This window comes from Sphaerotilus natans (assembly GCF_900156335.1).
GTDB classification, from domain to species: domain Bacteria; phylum Pseudomonadota; class Gammaproteobacteria; order Burkholderiales; family Burkholderiaceae_C; genus Sphaerotilus; species Sphaerotilus natans.
Map to the genome: position 1 here is coordinate 39652 of NZ_FTMZ01000005.1, position 15503 is coordinate 55154.

General features: G+C 71.2%; 15 protein-coding genes. 12 read left to right on the forward strand and 3 right to left on the reverse strand.

What is annotated here, in order from left to right; all coding sequences use genetic code 11:
- The first annotated feature begins 6 nt into the window (after window positions 1-6).
- The 4 genes from ybaK (at window position 7) to BW996_RS20995 (ending at window position 2080) form a co-directional block, all read left to right on the forward strand.
- Complete coding sequence (gene ybaK / locus BW996_RS06310) at window positions 7-510, forward strand: Cys-tRNA(Pro) deacylase (RefSeq protein ID WP_037486426.1); 504 nt, start codon at window positions 7-9, stop codon at window positions 508-510.
- A gap of 61 nt (window positions 511-571) precedes the next feature.
- The gene (plsY, locus tag BW996_RS06315) at window positions 572-1297 is read left to right on the forward strand and encodes a glycerol-3-phosphate 1-O-acyltransferase PlsY (RefSeq protein ID WP_051632351.1); all 726 of its coding nucleotides are present in this window, start codon (window positions 572-574) and stop codon (window positions 1295-1297) included.
- A 19-nt stretch (window positions 1298-1316) separates the two neighbouring features.
- On the forward strand, window positions 1317-1682 hold the full coding sequence (locus BW996_RS06320) for a RidA family protein (protein WP_037486423.1): 366 nt from the start codon (window positions 1317-1319) through the stop codon (window positions 1680-1682).
- Window positions 1682-2080: a glutaredoxin family protein gene (locus tag BW996_RS20995; protein WP_051632350.1), complete on the forward strand. Its 399-nt coding sequence runs from the start codon at window positions 1682-1684 to the stop codon at window positions 2078-2080. The genes BW996_RS06320 and BW996_RS20995 overlap by 1 nt, the downstream gene beginning before the upstream one ends.
- 122 nt (window positions 2081-2202) lie before the next feature.
- On the opposite strand, the gene BW996_RS06330 is transcribed toward BW996_RS20995, so the two are convergent.
- Window positions 2203-3270 (reverse strand): aldo/keto reductase, encoded by a 1068-nt coding sequence (locus tag BW996_RS06330; protein WP_037483802.1) that lies wholly within the window; start codon window positions 3268-3270, stop codon window positions 2203-2205.
- A 48-nt stretch (window positions 3271-3318) separates the two neighbouring features.
- Entirely contained in the window at window positions 3319-3900 is a 582-nt protein-coding gene (locus tag BW996_RS06335) for a helix-turn-helix domain-containing protein (RefSeq protein WP_037483804.1), read from the reverse strand.
- A 66-nt stretch (window positions 3901-3966) separates the two neighbouring features.
- Between BW996_RS06335 and BW996_RS06340 the strand changes: the two genes are divergently transcribed.
- Window positions 3967-4902, forward strand: a complete 936-nt coding sequence (locus tag BW996_RS06340; protein WP_037483806.1) for a DMT family transporter — start codon at window positions 3967-3969, stop codon at window positions 4900-4902.
- A 77-nt stretch (window positions 4903-4979) separates the two neighbouring features.
- Window positions 4980-5768, forward strand: coding sequence for a 2OG-Fe dioxygenase family protein (locus tag BW996_RS06345; protein WP_375131897.1), 789 nt, complete (start codon window positions 4980-4982; stop codon window positions 5766-5768).
- On the opposite strand, the gene BW996_RS06350 is transcribed toward BW996_RS06345, so the two are convergent.
- Window positions 5729-6535, reverse strand: a complete 807-nt coding sequence (locus tag BW996_RS06350) for a helix-turn-helix transcriptional regulator (RefSeq protein WP_139330773.1) — start codon at window positions 6533-6535, stop codon at window positions 5729-5731. The genes BW996_RS06345 and BW996_RS06350 overlap by 40 nt on opposite strands.
- Window positions 6536-6608: 73 nt before the next feature.
- On the opposite strand from BW996_RS06350, the gene BW996_RS06355 reads away from it, so the two are divergent.
- The 6 genes from BW996_RS06355 to BW996_RS06380 all read left to right on the forward strand — a co-directional run bounded on the left by BW996_RS06355 (window position 6609) and on the right by BW996_RS06380 (window position 15495).
- Window positions 6609-8699 (forward strand): 3-hydroxybutyrate oligomer hydrolase family protein, encoded by a 2091-nt coding sequence (locus BW996_RS06355; protein ID WP_037483811.1) that lies wholly within the window; start codon window positions 6609-6611, stop codon window positions 8697-8699.
- 69 nt (window positions 8700-8768) lie between these two features.
- The gene (locus BW996_RS06360; RefSeq protein WP_051632105.1) at window positions 8769-9725 is read left to right on the forward strand and encodes an alpha/beta fold hydrolase; all 957 of its coding nucleotides are present in this window, start codon (window positions 8769-8771) and stop codon (window positions 9723-9725) included.
- Between the two features lie 136 nt (window positions 9726-9861).
- A protein-coding gene (gene prfB, locus BW996_RS06365; RefSeq protein ID WP_139330774.1) for a peptide chain release factor 2 occupies window positions 9862-10966 on the forward strand; the annotation gives its coding sequence in 2 pieces (ribosomal slippage) (window positions 9862-9942 and window positions 9944-10966; 1104 coding nt in all).
- Between the two features lie 69 nt (window positions 10967-11035).
- Window positions 11036-11731 carry an HAD family hydrolase gene (locus tag BW996_RS06370; RefSeq protein ID WP_037483815.1) on the forward strand — a complete coding sequence of 232 codons (696 nt, stop codon included), beginning with the start codon at window positions 11036-11038 and terminating at the stop codon, window positions 11729-11731.
- Window positions 11724-14378, forward strand: a complete 2655-nt coding sequence (pepN, locus tag BW996_RS06375; protein WP_037483817.1) for an aminopeptidase N — start codon at window positions 11724-11726, stop codon at window positions 14376-14378. Before BW996_RS06370 ends, pepN begins: the two co-directional genes overlap by 8 nt.
- Before the next feature lie 88 nt (window positions 14379-14466).
- Window positions 14467-15495, forward strand: coding sequence for a class 1 fructose-bisphosphatase (locus tag BW996_RS06380; protein ID WP_037483818.1), 1029 nt, complete (start codon window positions 14467-14469; stop codon window positions 15493-15495).
- Window positions 15496-15503 lie beyond the last annotated feature (8 nt).

Consider the following 15503-nt stretch of genomic DNA (forward strand, 5'->3'; position numbering starts at 1 on the left):
CCCACGATGGCGAAGAAGACCGCCCACGTCAGCGAGACGCCCGCCACCCAGTGGCTGCGCGCGCACCGCATCGCGTTCACCGAGCACCCCTACGACTATGTCGACCACGGCGGCACCGCCGAGTCCGCGCGCCAGCTCGGCGTCGACGAGCACGCGGTGGTCAAGACGCTGGTGATGCAGGACCAGGACGCCAGGCCGCTGATCATCCTGATGCACGGCGACCGCCAGGTCAGCACCAAGAACCTCGCGCGCCAGATCGGCGCGAAGAAGGTCGAGCCCTGCAAGCCCGAGGTCGCGCAGCGCCACAGCGGCTATCTGGTCGGCGGCACCTCGCCTTTCGGGCTGCGCAAGGCCATGCCGGTCTACGTGGAGTCGAGCATCCTCGCGCTGGAGCGCCTCTGGATCAACGGCGGACGGCGCGGCTTCCTGGTCAGCCTGGTGCCGTCGGTGCTGACCGAGGTGCTCGGCGCCCAGCCGGTGCAGGCCGCCGACCCCGCCTCGGCCGGCTGAGGCCGCGCGCTTACACTGGCGGGCTGTTCCTCCGAACGATACGCCCACGTTCCCGTACACCATGACCACGCTCTGGATCGCGGCGGCCTTCGTCGCCGCCTACCTCATCGGCTCCCTCTCGTTTGCCGTCATCGTCAGCCGCGCGATGGGCCTGGACGACCCACGCAGCTACGGCTCGGGCAATCCCGGCGCGACCAATGTGCTGCGCTCGGGCAGCAAGAAGGCGGCCGTGCTGACGCTGCTGCTCGACGCGGTCAAGGGCCTGATCCCGGTGCTGCTGGTGCGCCTGTTCGGCGAGCGCGCAGGCCTGGGCGAAGGCAGCGCGATGCTGGTGGGCCTGGGCGCCTTTCTCGGCCACCTGTGGCCGGTGTTCTTCCGCTTCCAGGGCGGCAAGGGCGTGGCGACCGCCGCCGGCGTGCTGCTCGGCTTCGAGCCGCTGCTCGGCCTGGGCGTGCTGGCGGTGTGGTTCGGCGTGGCCAAGACGACGAAGTATTCCTCGCTGGCGGCGCTGCTCGCCGCCGGCAGCGCGCCGCTGCTGCACGCGATCTTCTGGGGCGGCTCGTCGGCGACGCTGGCGATCTTCGTGATGTCGCTGCTGCTGATCTGGCGCCACGGCAGCAACATCGCCAAGCTGATCAACGGCACCGAGAGCAAGATCGGCCAGAAGGCCAAGCCGGCCGCGGCCGCGACCGATGGCGCCACGGCGGCAGACACGCCCCCGGCCGCACCGGCCAACCGCGCCGAACGCCGCCGCAGCGCCCGCCAGGCCAAGCGCAAGACCCACTGACCCCTCACCGGACCCCGAGATGACGAGCTCCCCCGCCCCGCTGCAGCGCTTCGACGTCGGCCCGCGCCTGTCGGAAATGGCCATCCACAACGGCACGATCTGGCTGGCCGGCCAGGTGCCCGACGACGCCACCCAGGACATCCGCGGCCAGACCGAGCAGGTGCTGGCGATGATCGACCGGCTGCTCGAGCGCGCCGGCTCCGACAAGACCCGGCTGCTGATGGTGCAGATCTATCTGGCGGATCTGGCCGACTTCGACGGCATGAACGCGGTCTGGGACGCCTGGGTGCCGGCCGGCCACACCCCGCCGCGTGCGACCGTGCAGGCCAAGCTGGCGCGCCCCGACTGGCGCATCGAGATCGTCGCCACCGCCGCGGTGGCCTGATGAACGACACGGCGCCGCCCCGCCCGAGCCTCTGGATCCGCGCCCGCCAAAGCGGCCTGATCGCCGCGCTGGTGATCGGCGTGGCCGCCTGGGGTGTCGGCCGGCTGGTCCAGCAGCAGGCCCGCGACAGCCATGCCGAGACGCTGCGCCAGCTGGTCCAGCCCGGCGACCTGAAGCTGATCTCCTCGACCAGTTGCCTGTTCTGCACCCGCGCGCGCCAGTACCTGACCGAGCAGCGTATTCCCTTCGAGGAATGCTTCATCGAGCGCGACAGCGCCTGTCTGGCCGAGTATCGCCGCCACGGCGCGGCCGGCACGCCCACCGTTCTGGTGCGCGGCCAGGCGCGGCTGGGCTTCGATCCGGGCCAGGTGGCCGAAGCGCTGGCAGCGGCGCGCTGACGCTCGTGGGCCCCCGCCTGCGCGGGGGTGACGATCGACGCATTGATGGCGCTGCTCGATGCGGCCGTGGGCCCCCGCCTGTGCGGGGGTGACACGGTGGCGGGAGGGCTCGCTCGCCGGCGTCAGGCCGCCGCATCCCCGTGGCGGCGACGCAGCGCGTCGATGCGCTCGAGCAGCTCCGGCGCCAGCGCCACGTTCCAGGCCGCGACGTTTTCTTCCAGCTGCGCCACGCTGGTCACGCCGATGATGGTGCTGGCCACCGACCAGCGCCGGTAGCAGAAGGCCAGCGCCATCGCCGTCGGCGTCAGGCCGTGCTCGCGCGCCAGCGTGTTGTAGGCGCGTGCGGCCTCCAGCGCCTCGGGCCGGGCCCAGCGCTGCTTCTTCATGCTGTCGAACAGCGCCAGCCGGCCCGGCTGGCACGCCGGATCGTGCAGGCCGACCGCGTCGTACTTGCCGGTCAGCAGCCCGAAGCCCAGCGGCGAGTAGGCCAGGAGCGAGACCTGGTGCTGGTGCATCGCCTCGTCCAGGCCGTTGTCGGGCACGCGGTTGACCAGACCGTAGGCGTTCTGCACCGTCGCCACCCGCGCCAGGCCGTGCAGCTCGGCCAGGCGGATGAACTCGCACACGCCGTAGGGCGTCTCGTTCGACAGGCCGATGGCGCGCACCTTGCCGTCGCGCACCAGCCGGTCGAGCGCGCGCAGCTGCGCCTCGATCGAGGTGACCTGCGCCTGCTCGGCGCGCACCGGGTCGAAGTAGGTCGCGCCGAACATCGGCACCGGCCGGGTCGGCCAGTGCAGCTGGTAGAGGTCGATCGTCTCGACGCCCAGGCGGCGCAGGCTGCCCTCGCAGGCCGCGACGATGTCGTCGGCCGTCAGGTCGGCGCTGCCGCCGCGGATCCAGTCCATGCCGCGCGACGGGCCGGCCACCTTGGTGGCGATCGTCAGCCTCTCGCGCACGCCCGGCCGCGCCGCCAGCCAGCGCCCGAGAATGATCTCGGTGGCGTTGAAGGTCTCGCGCCGCGGCGGCACCGCGTACATCTCGGCGGTGTCGATGAAGTCGATGCCCAGATCGAGCGCCCGGTCGAGGATGCGGAAGGCGCCGACCTCGTCGACCTGCTCGCCGAAGGTCATCGTGCCCAGGCAGATGGGAGAGACACGCAGCGCGCTGCGGCCGAGGGAAACGGATTGCATCGGGGGAACTCCTGCGGGAAGGATTCGGATTCGCATCTTAGGCGGGCCTCAGCCCACCACGCTGCGCATGAAGCGAGCGGGGCCCTCGCCCGCGTTCTCGTAGGCATAGGCGCGGGCGCTGCCGTAGATCGCATGGTCGCCGGCCTCGAGCAGCCGCGTCTCGTCGGCAAGGCGCAGGCGCAGCCGGCCGGCGGTGACGACGATCATCTCGTGCCAGCCGGGCGGATCGGGCTCGGCCTGATAGACCTCGCCAGGCCCGAGCGTCCAGGACCAGAGCTCGACCGCCTGCCGCGCCGGCGCGCTGCCCAGCAGCACCGCGCGGCTGTCGGGATGCGCGCCCCGCCAGGCCAGCGCATCGATCTGCTGGCGCGTGGCATCTGGCGCGGCCACCAGCGTGACGAAGTCGGTGCCCAGCGCGCGCGCCAGCCGGTCCAGGCCGGCCAGGCTGAGGTTGGCCTCGCCCGCCTCCAGGCCGACGAGGGTGCGCCGGCTCAGGTCGGCGGCCGCGGCCAGCGCCGCCTGGCTCAGGCCGGCGGCGGTGCGCAGCCGGCGCAGATTGGCCCCGACATGGGCCAGCACCGGCGGGTCGCCGCCCGTGGCTTCGGGTTGACTGCGCAATATTTTGCTCATAGGCTCGGGCCTCTCGTGATGCGCAGCATTTTGCGCAATCTTCCCCCGGCTGTCTGTTCCCGCCTCATGTCTGCCCCGCACGCCTCCGCCTCGCGCACCCTGCGCACCGATCTGCTGATGCTCCTGACCGCCGCCATCTGGGGCTCGACCTTCGTCGCGCAGCAGATGGGCATGGACACCGTCGGCCCCTTCACCTACACCGCCTCGCGCATGCTGCTGGGCGCGCTGCTGGTGGCGCCGCTGTGGTTCTGGCGCGGCGGGCCGTTCGCGGCGATGCCGGTGGTCGAGAGCCGCGGCTGCATCGGCGCGGGCGTGCTGCTCGGGCTGGTGCTGTTCGTCGCGATCAATCTGCAGCAGGTCGGGCTGCTGGGCACCTCGGTCAGCAATGCCGGCTTCATCACCGGGCTGTACGTGGTGGTGGTGCCGGTGCTGATGCGCCTGGGTGGCGCCAGCGTGTCGGCGCAGGTCTGGGGTGCGGTGCTGCTGTCGGCGGCGGGCCTGTATTTCCTCAGCGTCAAGCCGGACGCCAGCATCGCCCCGGGCGACTGGCTGCAGCTCGGCGGCGCGATGATGTGGGCGGTGCATGTGCTGCTGGTCGGGCATCTGGCGCGCCGGCATGACCCGCTGCGGCTGTCGGTGCTGCAGTACCTGGTGGCCGGGGCGCTGTCGGCGGTCGCGGCGCTGGTGCGCGAACCCATCAGCCTCGACGGCATCGTGCAGGCCGGCGGCGCCATCGCCTGGGGCGGCATCCTGTCGATCGGCGTGGCCTACACGCTGCAGGTGATCGCGCAGCGCGAGGCCAAGGCTTCGCACGCCGCCATCATCTACAGCAGCGAGGGCGTGTTCTCCGCCATCGGCGGCTGGCTGGTGCTGGGCGAGAGCATCGGGCTGCGCGGCTGGAGCGGCGCCGGCCTGCTGCTGGCGGCGATGCTGCTGGCGCAGTGGCAGCGCGAGCCGGAGACGCCGAAGGCACAGGACAAGCCTGTCGCGGCTTCGCCCTGAGCTTCACCCGGATCAAGGACAGCTCAGGGCGACACGGCACAATCGCGACCCACAATCGCGACCCACAATCGCGCTCCATCATGTCCGTCACCTTTCCCCATCCCGACGCCCTGCAGCGCGCTGACAGCCAGCGCGCCGCTTCCTGCCTGCGCGAGCAGGGTTTCGTGCGGCTGTCGGCCGCCGCGCTGGCCGAGATCGCCGGCACGCCGAGCGAGGCGCTGCAGGCGCTCGGCGCGAGCTGGCGCGAGCTGCCCGCCGACGAGCACCTGAAGGACGGCGGCCGCTACCGCCGCCGCCGCCACGGCAGCCTGGTGCAGGACACCCGCGCCGGCCGGCTCGAGACGGTACCGCACCGCCCGCACTGGCAGCCGACCACCTACAACGCGCTGCACGGCGGCATGCTGCGCCACTTCGCGCCGCTGGACGACGCGATGGCGGGCTCGCCGGCCTTCCTGGCGCTGGTGGCGCGGCTCGGCGAGGTCTTCGCCGCGGCCGCGCACGACACGCCGACCGAGCCGGCCTTCGACGGCCGCTGGTTCATCGAGGCCCATCCCTTCCGCATCGACACCACCGGTGGCGTCGGCCGCCCCACGCCGGAGGGTGCGCACCGCGACGGCGTCAACTTCGTCGCCGTCGTGCTGGTCGACCGCCAGGGCGTGCGCGGCGGCGAGACCCGCGTCTTCGAGGCCGAGGGCCCGCACGGCGTGCGCTTCACGCTCGACGATCCCTGGAGCGCGCTGCTGCTCGACGATCCGCGTGTCATCCACGAGAGCACGCCGATCCAGCCCGACGGCGAGCGCGGCTGGCGCGACACGCTGGTGCTGACCTACCGCGCCGGCGGCTTCCAGGATCCGCCAGCCGTCTGAGGGCCGAGCACGCGGGCCAGCGCGATCTTGCTGTGCACGCCGAGCTTGCGGTAGACCTGCTGCAGCTGGCTGCGCACCGTGTCGGGCGCCACGCCCATCGCCCGGGCGATGACCTTGTAGGACTCGCCCGCGGCATAGCGCTGCGCCACCTCGGCCTCGCGCGTGCCGAGCCGCGCCAGGCAGGAGGATGGCGGCACGGACTGGCCGCCGGTCTCGGCCTGCGCCAGCCGCGTCGCCAGCCGGTGCGCCTGGCGCCAGAAAGGCAGCGCCTCGGCCAGCGCGAGCTGCTCGCGCGCACCCAGCGGCCGGTGCGCCTCGGCACGGTAGAGCGTCAGCCAGACCAGATCGTCGCCGTCGCCCTCCTCCAGGCCGCCGAGCATCAGCTGGGCGATGTCGTACTGCGCCAGATAGTCGCGCAGGTCGGCATGGCCGGCGGACCGGTACAGGCCCAGCGGCCCGCCGACCGCACCGCCGCGCACCGGCCGCGGCGCGGCGATGAAGGCCGCCGTCAGCGGATCGGCCGCGGCCACCGCCGCATAGTCGCTCAGCAGGCCTTCCGGGCGCTGGTGCACCACCGCGTGCCGGATCTGCATCGCACCGCCCTCGCGCCGGCCCCAGCCCCAGACCGCGCCGTCGCAGTCCAGCGCCTCGGCCAGCAGGTGCAGCGCCTGGCGCTCGAAGCGCGGCAGCGGCTCGTCGCCGGCGCAGTCGAACAGCGCCAGCAGCGGAAGCAGCGACAGATCGGACGGATTCGCGGGGGGCGACAAATGATGCATCTGCGTGATGGATCGACGGATCGCGACGCCCGATCATCGTCGACACCCGAGGAGGAGACACCCGATGCGAACCCGAACCCCGATCGCGCTGGCTGCGGCCGCCACCCTGGCCGCGCTGGGCAGCGGCTGCGGCAGCCTGTCCGACGACGATGATCTCAACACCCGCCCGAGCTGGCTGGGCAGCGTCAGCGCCGCCGCCTACGACGGCAGCAGCGACGACCTGCTGACCGCCGGCCTGGGCAAGAGCGGCCTGGGCTCGGCCACTGCGCCGACCTTCGCGACACCGACCGCCCCGACCGCCGCCGAACTGCGCCGTCTGGCCATCCACACCAACTACCGCGCGCTGGCCGACATGACGGCCAACGGCGGCTACGGCCGGCTCTACGGCCCGAACATCGATCTGGCGGGCAACGACACGCTCGGCGAGGGCCGGATCGCCGGCATCGAATATCGCGCGCTGATGGACGACGGCTCCGGGCGCGACAACGTCGGCGTGATGGTGCAGGTGCCAGCGAGCTTCAATCCGGATGCGCCGTGCATCGTCGCGGCGCCCTCGAGCGGCTCGCGCGGCATCTACGGCGCGATCGGCACCACCGGCGAATGGGGCCTGAAGCGCGGCTGCGCGGTCGCCTACACCGACAAGGGCACCGGCAGCGGCGCGCACGAGCTCTCCACCGACACCGTCATCCGGCTCGACGGCACGACCGCCAGCGCCACGGCCGCCGGCAGCACGGCGCACTTCAATGCCGGGCTGAGCACCGCGGAGCGCACGGCCGTCAACACCACCCGACCGAACCGCTATGCCTTCAAGCACGCACATTCGCAGCGCAACCCGGAAAAGGACTGGGGCCTGTGGACGCTGCGCTCGATCCAGACCGCCTTCTGGCTGCTCAACGAGACCTATGCCGGGCTCGACGCCAAGGACCGGCGCAAGGTGCGGCTGCGCCCGGACAACACGCTGGTGATCGCCGCCAGCGTCTCCAACGGCGGCGGCGCGGTGCTGGCTGCGGCCGAGCAGGACAGCGGTGGCCTGATCGACGGCATCGTCGCCACCGAGCCGCAGGTCAGCCTGCCGGCCAACGCCGGCATCGCGGTGCGCCGCGGTGGCATGGCGGTCAGCGCCTCCGGCCGGCCGCTCTACGACTACTTCACCACCGCCAGCCTCTACCAGCCCTGCGCCGCGATCGCCGCGTCCAACGCCGCCAGCCCGTTCAACACCGTCAACGCCACCCGTGCGGCCAACCGCTGCGCCAGCCTGAAAGGCGCCGGCCTGCTGAGCACCACCACCACCGCCGAGCAGGCCGAGGAAGCCCGGCAGAAGCTGCGTGACGCCGGCTGGGAGGCCGAGTCCGACCTGCTGCATGCCTCGCACTGGGCGACCAATGCCACCGCCGGCGTCGCGGCGACCTATGCGCAGGCCTACAGCCGCGCGCGGGTCGACGCGGCGGTCTGCGGCTACTCCTTCGCCACCGTGGCGGCGGCCACCGGCCTGCCGGCTGCAGCGGCCACCAGCCCGATGACCACCCTCTTCAGCATCGGCAACGGCGTGCCGCCGACCAGCACGGTCGCGCTGATCGCCGACAACGCGCAGGGCGGCGCGATCAACTACCTGCTGGCCCGGTCCGCCTCGACCAACACCGAGGATCTGGACTTCGACGGCGCCAAGTGCCTGCGCGACAAGCTGAGCGACGCCACGCTGGCCGCCGGCATCGACGCGGTGCGCCGCAGCGGCCGGCTGCAAGGCAAGCCGACGCTGATGCTGCACGGCCGCGCCGACACGCTGGTGCCGGTCAACCACAGCTCCCGGCCCTACTTCGGCCTGAGCCGCCAGGTCGACGGCAGCGCCAGCCGGCTGAGCTACATCGAGGTGACCCACGCGCAGCACTTCGACGCCTTCATCGGCCTGCTGCCCGGCTACGACACCCGCTTCGTGCCGCTGCACCACTACAACCTGCAGGCGCTGAACTGGATGTGGGACCACCTGCGCTCGGGCAAGGCGCTGCCGCCCTCGCAGGTGGTGCGCACCACGCCGCGCGGCGGCACCGCAGGCAGCGCCCCGGCGATCACCACGGCCCACCTGCCCGCCATCAGCGCCAGCCCGGCCAGCGCCGACCAGATCGACTTCGCCGCCGGCACGGTCAGCGTGCCGGACTGATCCTGCGATCACGGCAAGCGTCACCGGCCGGACATCCGGCCGGAGCGGCCCGCCTCTACAGTGGCGCGGATGCACACCTCCACCACCGCCTCCGCCCTGCCCTACGTCCCGCGCCGGCGCGCGCGTTCGCTGTTCGTGCCGCTGCGCGGGCTGCGCTGCCATGTGATGACCTGGGGCGAGCCCGCGCTGGCCACACCCGAGCGGCCGCCGCTGGTGCTGGTGCACGGCTGGATGGATGTCGGCGCCTCCTTCCAGTTCCTGGTCGATGCGCTGGACACGCCCCGCTTCATCGTTGCACCCGACTGGCGCGGCTTCGGGCACAGCGACAGCGCGCCCGGCGGCCAGCGCACCGACACCTTCTGGTTCCCGGACTATCTGGCCGATCTCGACGCGCTGCTGCGCGCGCCCGGCCTGGGGCTGGCACACGCGCCGGCGGTCGATCTGGTCGGCCACAGCATGGGCGGCAACGTGGCGATGATGTACGCCGGCATCCGGCCCGAGCGCATCCGCCGCCTGGTCAACCTGGAGGGCTTCGGCCTGCCGCAGAGCCACCCGGCGCAGGCGCCGGGCCGCTATGCGCAGTGGCTCGACCAGCTGCGCGAGCCCGCCGCGCTGCGCGACTACGACAGCCTGGACGCGGTGGCCGCACGGCTGCGCAAGAACAACCCGCGCCTGCGCGCCGACTTCGCCGACTGGCTGGCGCCGCACTGGTCACGGCGCAACGAGGCCGGCCGCTTCGAGATCCTCGGCGACCCCGCGCACAAGCAGCTCAATCCGGTGCTCTACCGCAAGGAGGAGGCCGTGGCCTGCTGGTCCCGGATCACCGCACCGGTGCTGTGGGTCGAGGGCCGCCAGACCGACGTGAGCAAATGGTGGGGCGACCGCTACCCGCGCGAGGACTTCGAGACGCGCCTGGCGGCGGTGCCGCAGCTCGCGCGCGCCACGCTCGAGGACTGCGGCCACATGCTGCACCACGACCAGCCCGAGGCGCTGGCCCGGCTGATCGCAGGGCATCTGGGGCGCTGAATCTCACTGAGCAGCACAGGTCTTTTGCATTTCTCGTCGGGTCACGGATCGGACAGCCGATGCGTGTTCCCCGCATGAGCCCGGCCCGGCGCGCCCGCCATGCCAAAATCGCCCTCTGTCACTGGACGAGAAGATCATGGACATCGAACAAATCAACGCCATCGGCGCCACCCTGGCCGACCTCAGCGAGCGCACCACCGCGCTAAGGGGGTATCTTTGACTACGACCAGAAAGCCCTGAAGCTGGCCGAGGTCAACGCCGCGCTGGAGAACCCCGAGGTCTGGAACGACCCCAAGCGCGCGCAGGAACTCGGCAAGGAAAAGCGCTCGCTGGAGACCGTCGTCGAGACCATCGACCACCTGACGACCCAGCTGGCCGACAACACCGAGCTCTACGAGATGACGAAGGAGGAGGGTGACATCGACTCCCTCGTCACCATCGAGGCCGAGACCGCCGCGCTGCGCGAGACCATCGAGCGGCTCGAGTTCCGCCGCATGTTCTCGAACCCGGCCGATCCGATGAACTGCTTCGTCGACATCCAGGCCGGCGCCGGCGGCACCGAAGCGTGCGATTGGGCCTCGATGCTGCTGCGCCAGTACCTGAAGTACTGCGAGCGCAAGGGCTTCACCGCCACGGTCGAGGACGTGACCGAGGGCGACACCGCCGGCATCAAGAGCGCCACCATCAAGGTCGAGGGCGACTACGCCTTCGGTCACCTGCGCACCGAGACCGGCGTGCACCGCCTGGTGCGCAAGAGCCCGTTCGACTCCTCGGGCGGGCGCCACACCTCGTTTGCGTCGCTGTTCGTCTACCCGGAGATCGACGACTCGATCGAGATCGAGATCAATCCGTCCGACGTGCGCACCGACACCTTCCGGGCCTCGGGCGCGGGCGGCCAGCACATCAACAAGACCGACTCGGCGGTGCGCCTGACGCACATCCCGACCGGCATCGTCGTGCAGTGTCAGGACGGCCGCAGCCAGCACAGCAACCGCGACGTGGCGTGGAAACGCCTGCGCTCGCGCCTGTATGACTTCGAGATGAAGAAGCGCCTGGCCGAGCAGCAGAAGCTGGAGGACACCAAGACCGACGTCGGCTGGGGCCACCAGATCCGCTCCTACGTGCTGGACAACAGCCGCATCAAGGACCTGCGCACCAACGTGGAAATCTCCGCGACGCAGAAGGTGCTCGACGGCGACCTCGACGCCTTCATCGAGGCGAGCCTGAAGCAGGGTCTCTGACCCCGCCGCCGTCCGTCGACCGCGCAGCAGTTCGCGCGCGCCCTCACCTCGCTCACCGGACCTGACCCGATGACCCCTGACGTGACTCCCGCCGCACTGCTGTTCGACATGGACGGCACCCTGATCGACAGCATGCCGCTGCACGACCGCTCCTGGGCGGTCTGGCATGCCGAGCTCGGGCTGCCCTTCGACGACGCCGGCTTCTTCGCCGCCACCGCCGGACGCACCAACCTCGAGATCCTGCGCGACCTGTTCCCGACACGCGACGAGACGGCGCTGGAGCGCCTGGCCGATCGCAAGGAAGCGATCTACCGCGAGATCGCGCTGCGCGAGCTGGGACTGATCGCCGGCGCCCGCGCGGTGCTGGCGCAGGCGCGCGAGCGCGGCCTGAAGCTGGCGATCTGCACCGCCGCGCCGCCGGCCAACATCGCGCTGGCCTGCGAGCGCTTCGGCCTGGGCGAACTGGTCGACACCATCACCAGCCCGGCCGACGGCCTGCGCGGCAAGCCGCACCCCGACATCTTCCTGGAGGCCGCACGCCGTCTGGGCGTCGAGCCGGCGCGCTGCCTCGTCTTCGAGGACGCGCCGCTCGGCGTCGAGGCCGCGCAGCGCGGCGGCATGGCCGCGGTCGCGCTGACGACCACGCTGCCGGCCGATGCCTTCGCCGGATTCCCGAACGTCGTCGCGACGATCGCGGACTTCATCGACTATTCCCTGCCCCACAGCCTGCCCAACAGCCTGGACCCCGAGACAAGCCATGCGTGAAGGTACTGACACCCTGACCCGGCGCGAGGACTACGTCGCGCCGAGCCACTGGATCCGCACGGTCGACCTGAGCTTCGACCTGGAGCCGGCCAAGACCCTGGTCATCAGCCGCATGCAGGTCGAGCCCAACGCCGACCGCCCCGGCCAGCCGCTGCGCCTGGACGGCGAGGACATCACGCTCACCCGCGTGCTGGTCAACGGCGAGAGCGTGTCCTTCCACTTCGAGGACGGCCAGCTGGTGCTCGACAAGCTGCCGGCCGAGCCCTTCCAGCTGGAGATCCGCAACACCTGCGCGCCGGAGAAGAACACCCAGCTCAGCGGCCTCTACACCTCGGGCGGCGGCTTCTTCACCCAGTGCGAGGCCCAGGGCTTCCGACGCATCACCTATTTCCCGGACCGCCCGGACGTGATGGCGGTGTTCAAGGTCACGCTCAAGGCCGACGCGAAGCGCTTCCCGATGCTGCTGTCCAACGGCAACCTGGTGGAGTCGGGCCCGCTCGACAAGGGCCGCCACTTCGCCGTCTGGCACGACCCGCATCCCAAGCCCAGCTACCTGTTCGCGCTGGTGGCGGCCGACCTGGTCTGCCGCGAGCAGAAGATCCGCACCCGCTCCGGCGCCGACCACACGCTGCAGGTCTATGTGCGCGCCGGCGACCTCGACAAGACCGAGCACGCGATGAACTCGCTGATCGCGTCGATCGCCTGGGACGAGGCGCGCTTCGGCCTGAAGCTCGATCTGGAGCGCTTCATGATCGTCGCGGTCAGCGACTTCAACATGGGCGCGATGGAGAACAAGGGCCTGAACATCTTCAACACGAAGTTCGTGCTGGCCAGCCCCGCCACCGCCACCGACATCGACTTCGGCAACGTCGAGAGCGTGGTCGGCCACGAGTACTTCCACAACTGGACCGGCAACCGCATCACCTGCCGCGACTGGTTCCAGCTCAGCCTGAAGGAAGGCCTGACCGTCTACCGCGACCAGGAGTTCAGCCAGGACATGGCCGGCAGCCCCTCGGCGCGCGCGGTCAAGCGCATCGAGGACGTGCGCGGCCTGCGCCAGACGCAGTTCCCCGAGGACGCCGGCCCGATGGCCCACCCGGTGCGCCCGGACAGCTACCAGGCGATCGACAACTTCTACACCGCCACCGTCTACGACAAGGGCGCCGAGGTGGTGCGGATGATGGCCACGCTGGTCGGCCGCGAGGGCTTCCGCCGCGGCATGGACCTGTACTTCGCGCGCCATGACGGCCAGGCCGTGACCTGCGACGACTTCGCGCAGGCCATCGCCGACGCCAACCCCGACAGCGCGCTGGCCACCCGGCTCGAGGCCTTCAAGCGCTGGTACGCCCAGGCCGGCACGCCGCGCCTGAAGGCCGCCGGCCGCTTCGACGCCGAGACACGCAGCTGGACGCTGACGCTGTCGCAGCACACGCCCGCCACGCCGGGCCAGGCCGACAAGTGGCCCTTCGTGATCCCGGTGGCGATGGGCCTGCTGCAGGCCGACGGCACGCCGGTGGCCGGCTCCGAGCGTGTGCTGGTGCTGGACTCGGCGCAGCAGTCCTGGACCTTCGACGGGCTGGACGCCGCGCCGGTGGCCTCGCTGCTGCGCGGCTTCTCGGCGCCGGTCATCCTCGAATGGGAGGCCAGCGAGGCCGATCTGTTCACGCTGCTCGGTCACGACACCGACGCCTTCAACCGCTGGGAGGCCGGCCAGCGCCTGGCGGTGGCGCGCCTGCTCGGCGCGGTGCGTGCCGGCACGCCGCTGATGCTCGACGCCGCCTACCTCGACGCGATGCGCGCAGTGCTGCGCGACGCCGCGCTCGACTGCGCCTTCAAGGAGCTGGTGCTGACGCTGCCCAGCGAGGGCTATCTGGCCGAACGCCTGGCCGAGGCCGGCGAGCCGGTCGACCCGCAGGCCATCCACGCCGCCCGCGAGGCGATGCGCGCGCAGCTCGCCCGCGCACTGCACGAGGACTGGGCCGCGCTGTGGGAGGCGCACGCCAGCACCGGCGGCTACCGGCCCGATCCGGTGTCCTGCGGCCGTCGCGCGCTGGCCAATCTGGCGCTGGCCCACCTGGTGCTCGACGCGGTCGCCCACGGGGACACGGTCTGGCCGGGCCGCGCGCTGCAGCGCTTCAAGGACGCCGGCAACATGACTGACCGCCTGGGCGCGCTGAGCGCGCTGGTGCACGGCCGCTCGCCGCTCGCCGCCAACGCGCTCGAGCGCTTCCACGCGATGTTCCGCGGCGAGGCGCTGGTGATCGACAAGTGGTTCGCGCTGCAGGCCGCAGCGCCCGAGCATGACGGCGAGGTCTTCGCGCAGATCCGCGCGCTGGCGAAGCATCCGGACTACTCGCTGCGCAACCCCAACCGCGCGCGCAGCCTGCTGATGACGATGACCGCGCTCAACCCCGGCGCCTTCCACCGCGCCGACGGCAGCGCCTACGCCTTCTGGGCCGAGAAGGTGCGCGAGATCGACGGCTTCAACCCGCAGCTGGCCTCGCGCCTGGCGCGGGCGCTGGACCGCTGGCGCGCGCTGGCCGAGCCCTACCGCACGCTGGCGCGCGCCGCCATCGAGCAGGTGGCCGCCAAGCCCGAACTCTCGCCCGATACCCGCGAAATCGTCACGCGCGCGCTGGCCGACTGAGGCTCGGGCAGGAAGGCGTCAGGTCGACGCCTTCCGGAACCGGTAGGATCGCGCCCATCCTGAAACCTGTCCGTAACCCTGTCATCCCATGCCCAAACGCATCAGTCTCACTCAGTACCTGGTCGAGCAGCAGCGCGAGCACGGCCACATCCCGGCCCAGCTGCGCCTGCTGATCGAGATCGTCGCGCGTGCCTGCAAGCGCATCGCGATCGCCGTCAACAAGGGCGAACTCGGCGAGGTGCTCGGCTCGGCCGACAGCGAGAACGTCCAGGGCGAAGTCCAGAAGAAGCTCGACATCATCTCCAACGAGGTGCTGATCGAGGCCAACGAATGGGGCGGCCACCTCGCGGCCATGGCCTCCGAGGAGATGGACACCATCCATGTGGTGCCCAACCGCTATCCGCAGGGCGAGTACCTGCTGATGTTCGACCCGCTCGACGGCTCGTCCAACATCGACGTCAACGTCTCGATCGGCACGATCTTCTCGGTGCTGCGCAAGGTGAACAACACCCGCGGCGTCTCCGAGGACGACTTCATGCAGCCGGGCAAGCAGCAGGCCGCGGCCGGCTACTGCGTCTACGGCCCGCAGACCACGCTGGTGCTGACCGTCGGCCAAGGCGTGGCGATGTTCACGCTCGACCGCGAGACCGGCTCGTGGGTGCTGACGCAAAAGGACGTGTCCATTCCCGAGGACACCAAGGAATTCGCGATCAACATGTCGAACATGCGCCACTGGGCTCCGCCGGTGAAGCGCTACATCGACGAGTGCCTGATCGGCAAGGAAGGCCCCCGGGGCAAGGACTTCAACATGCGCTGGGTGGCCTCGATGGTCGCCGACGTGCACCGCATCCTGACCCGCGGCGGCATCTTCATGTACCCCTGGGACAAGCGCGAGCCGGGCAAGCCGGGCAAGCTGCGCCTGATGTACGAGGCCAACCCGATGGCCTTCCTGATCGAGCAGGCCGGCGGCATGGCCACCAACGGCACGCAGCGCATCATGGACATCCAGCCCACCAAGCTGCACGAGCGCGTCAGCGTGATCCTGGGCTCGCGCAACGAAGTCCGCCGCGTGACGGAATACCATCTGGACGACGCTGAAAAGACTTCCCAGGCCTGATCTTTCCA

What these genes read in the sequence shown, in the direction of transcription:
- ybaK (WP_037486426.1), top strand. Translation starts at nt 7, where the DNA reads ATGGCGAAGAAGACCGCCCACGTCAGCGAGACGCCCGCCACCCAGTGG.
- plsY (WP_051632351.1), top strand. Translation starts at nt 572, where the DNA reads ATGACCACGCTCTGGATCGCGGCGGCCTTCGTCGCCGCCTACCTCATC.
- BW996_RS06320 (WP_037486423.1), top strand. Translation starts at nt 1,317, where the DNA reads ATGACGAGCTCCCCCGCCCCGCTGCAGCGCTTCGACGTCGGCCCGCGC.
- BW996_RS20995 (WP_051632350.1), top strand. Translation starts at nt 1,682, where the DNA reads ATGAACGACACGGCGCCGCCCCGCCCGAGCCTCTGGATCCGCGCCCGC.
- BW996_RS06330 (WP_037483802.1), bottom strand. Translation starts at nt 3,270, where the DNA reads ATGCAATCCGTTTCCCTCGGCCGCAGCGCGCTGCGTGTCTCTCCCATC.
- BW996_RS06335 (WP_037483804.1), bottom strand. Translation starts at nt 3,900, where the DNA reads ATGAGCAAAATATTGCGCAGTCAACCCGAAGCCACGGGCGGCGACCCG.
- BW996_RS06340 (WP_037483806.1), top strand. Translation starts at nt 3,967, where the DNA reads ATGTCTGCCCCGCACGCCTCCGCCTCGCGCACCCTGCGCACCGATCTG.
- BW996_RS06355 (WP_037483811.1), top strand. Translation starts at nt 6,609, where the DNA reads ATGCGAACCCGAACCCCGATCGCGCTGGCTGCGGCCGCCACCCTGGCC.
- BW996_RS06360 (WP_051632105.1), top strand. Translation starts at nt 8,769, where the DNA reads ATGCACACCTCCACCACCGCCTCCGCCCTGCCCTACGTCCCGCGCCGG.
- BW996_RS06370 (WP_037483815.1), top strand. Translation starts at nt 11,036, where the DNA reads ATGACCCCTGACGTGACTCCCGCCGCACTGCTGTTCGACATGGACGGC.
- pepN (WP_037483817.1), top strand. Translation starts at nt 11,724, where the DNA reads ATGCGTGAAGGTACTGACACCCTGACCCGGCGCGAGGACTACGTCGCG.
- BW996_RS06380 (WP_037483818.1), top strand. Translation starts at nt 14,467, where the DNA reads ATGCCCAAACGCATCAGTCTCACTCAGTACCTGGTCGAGCAGCAGCGC.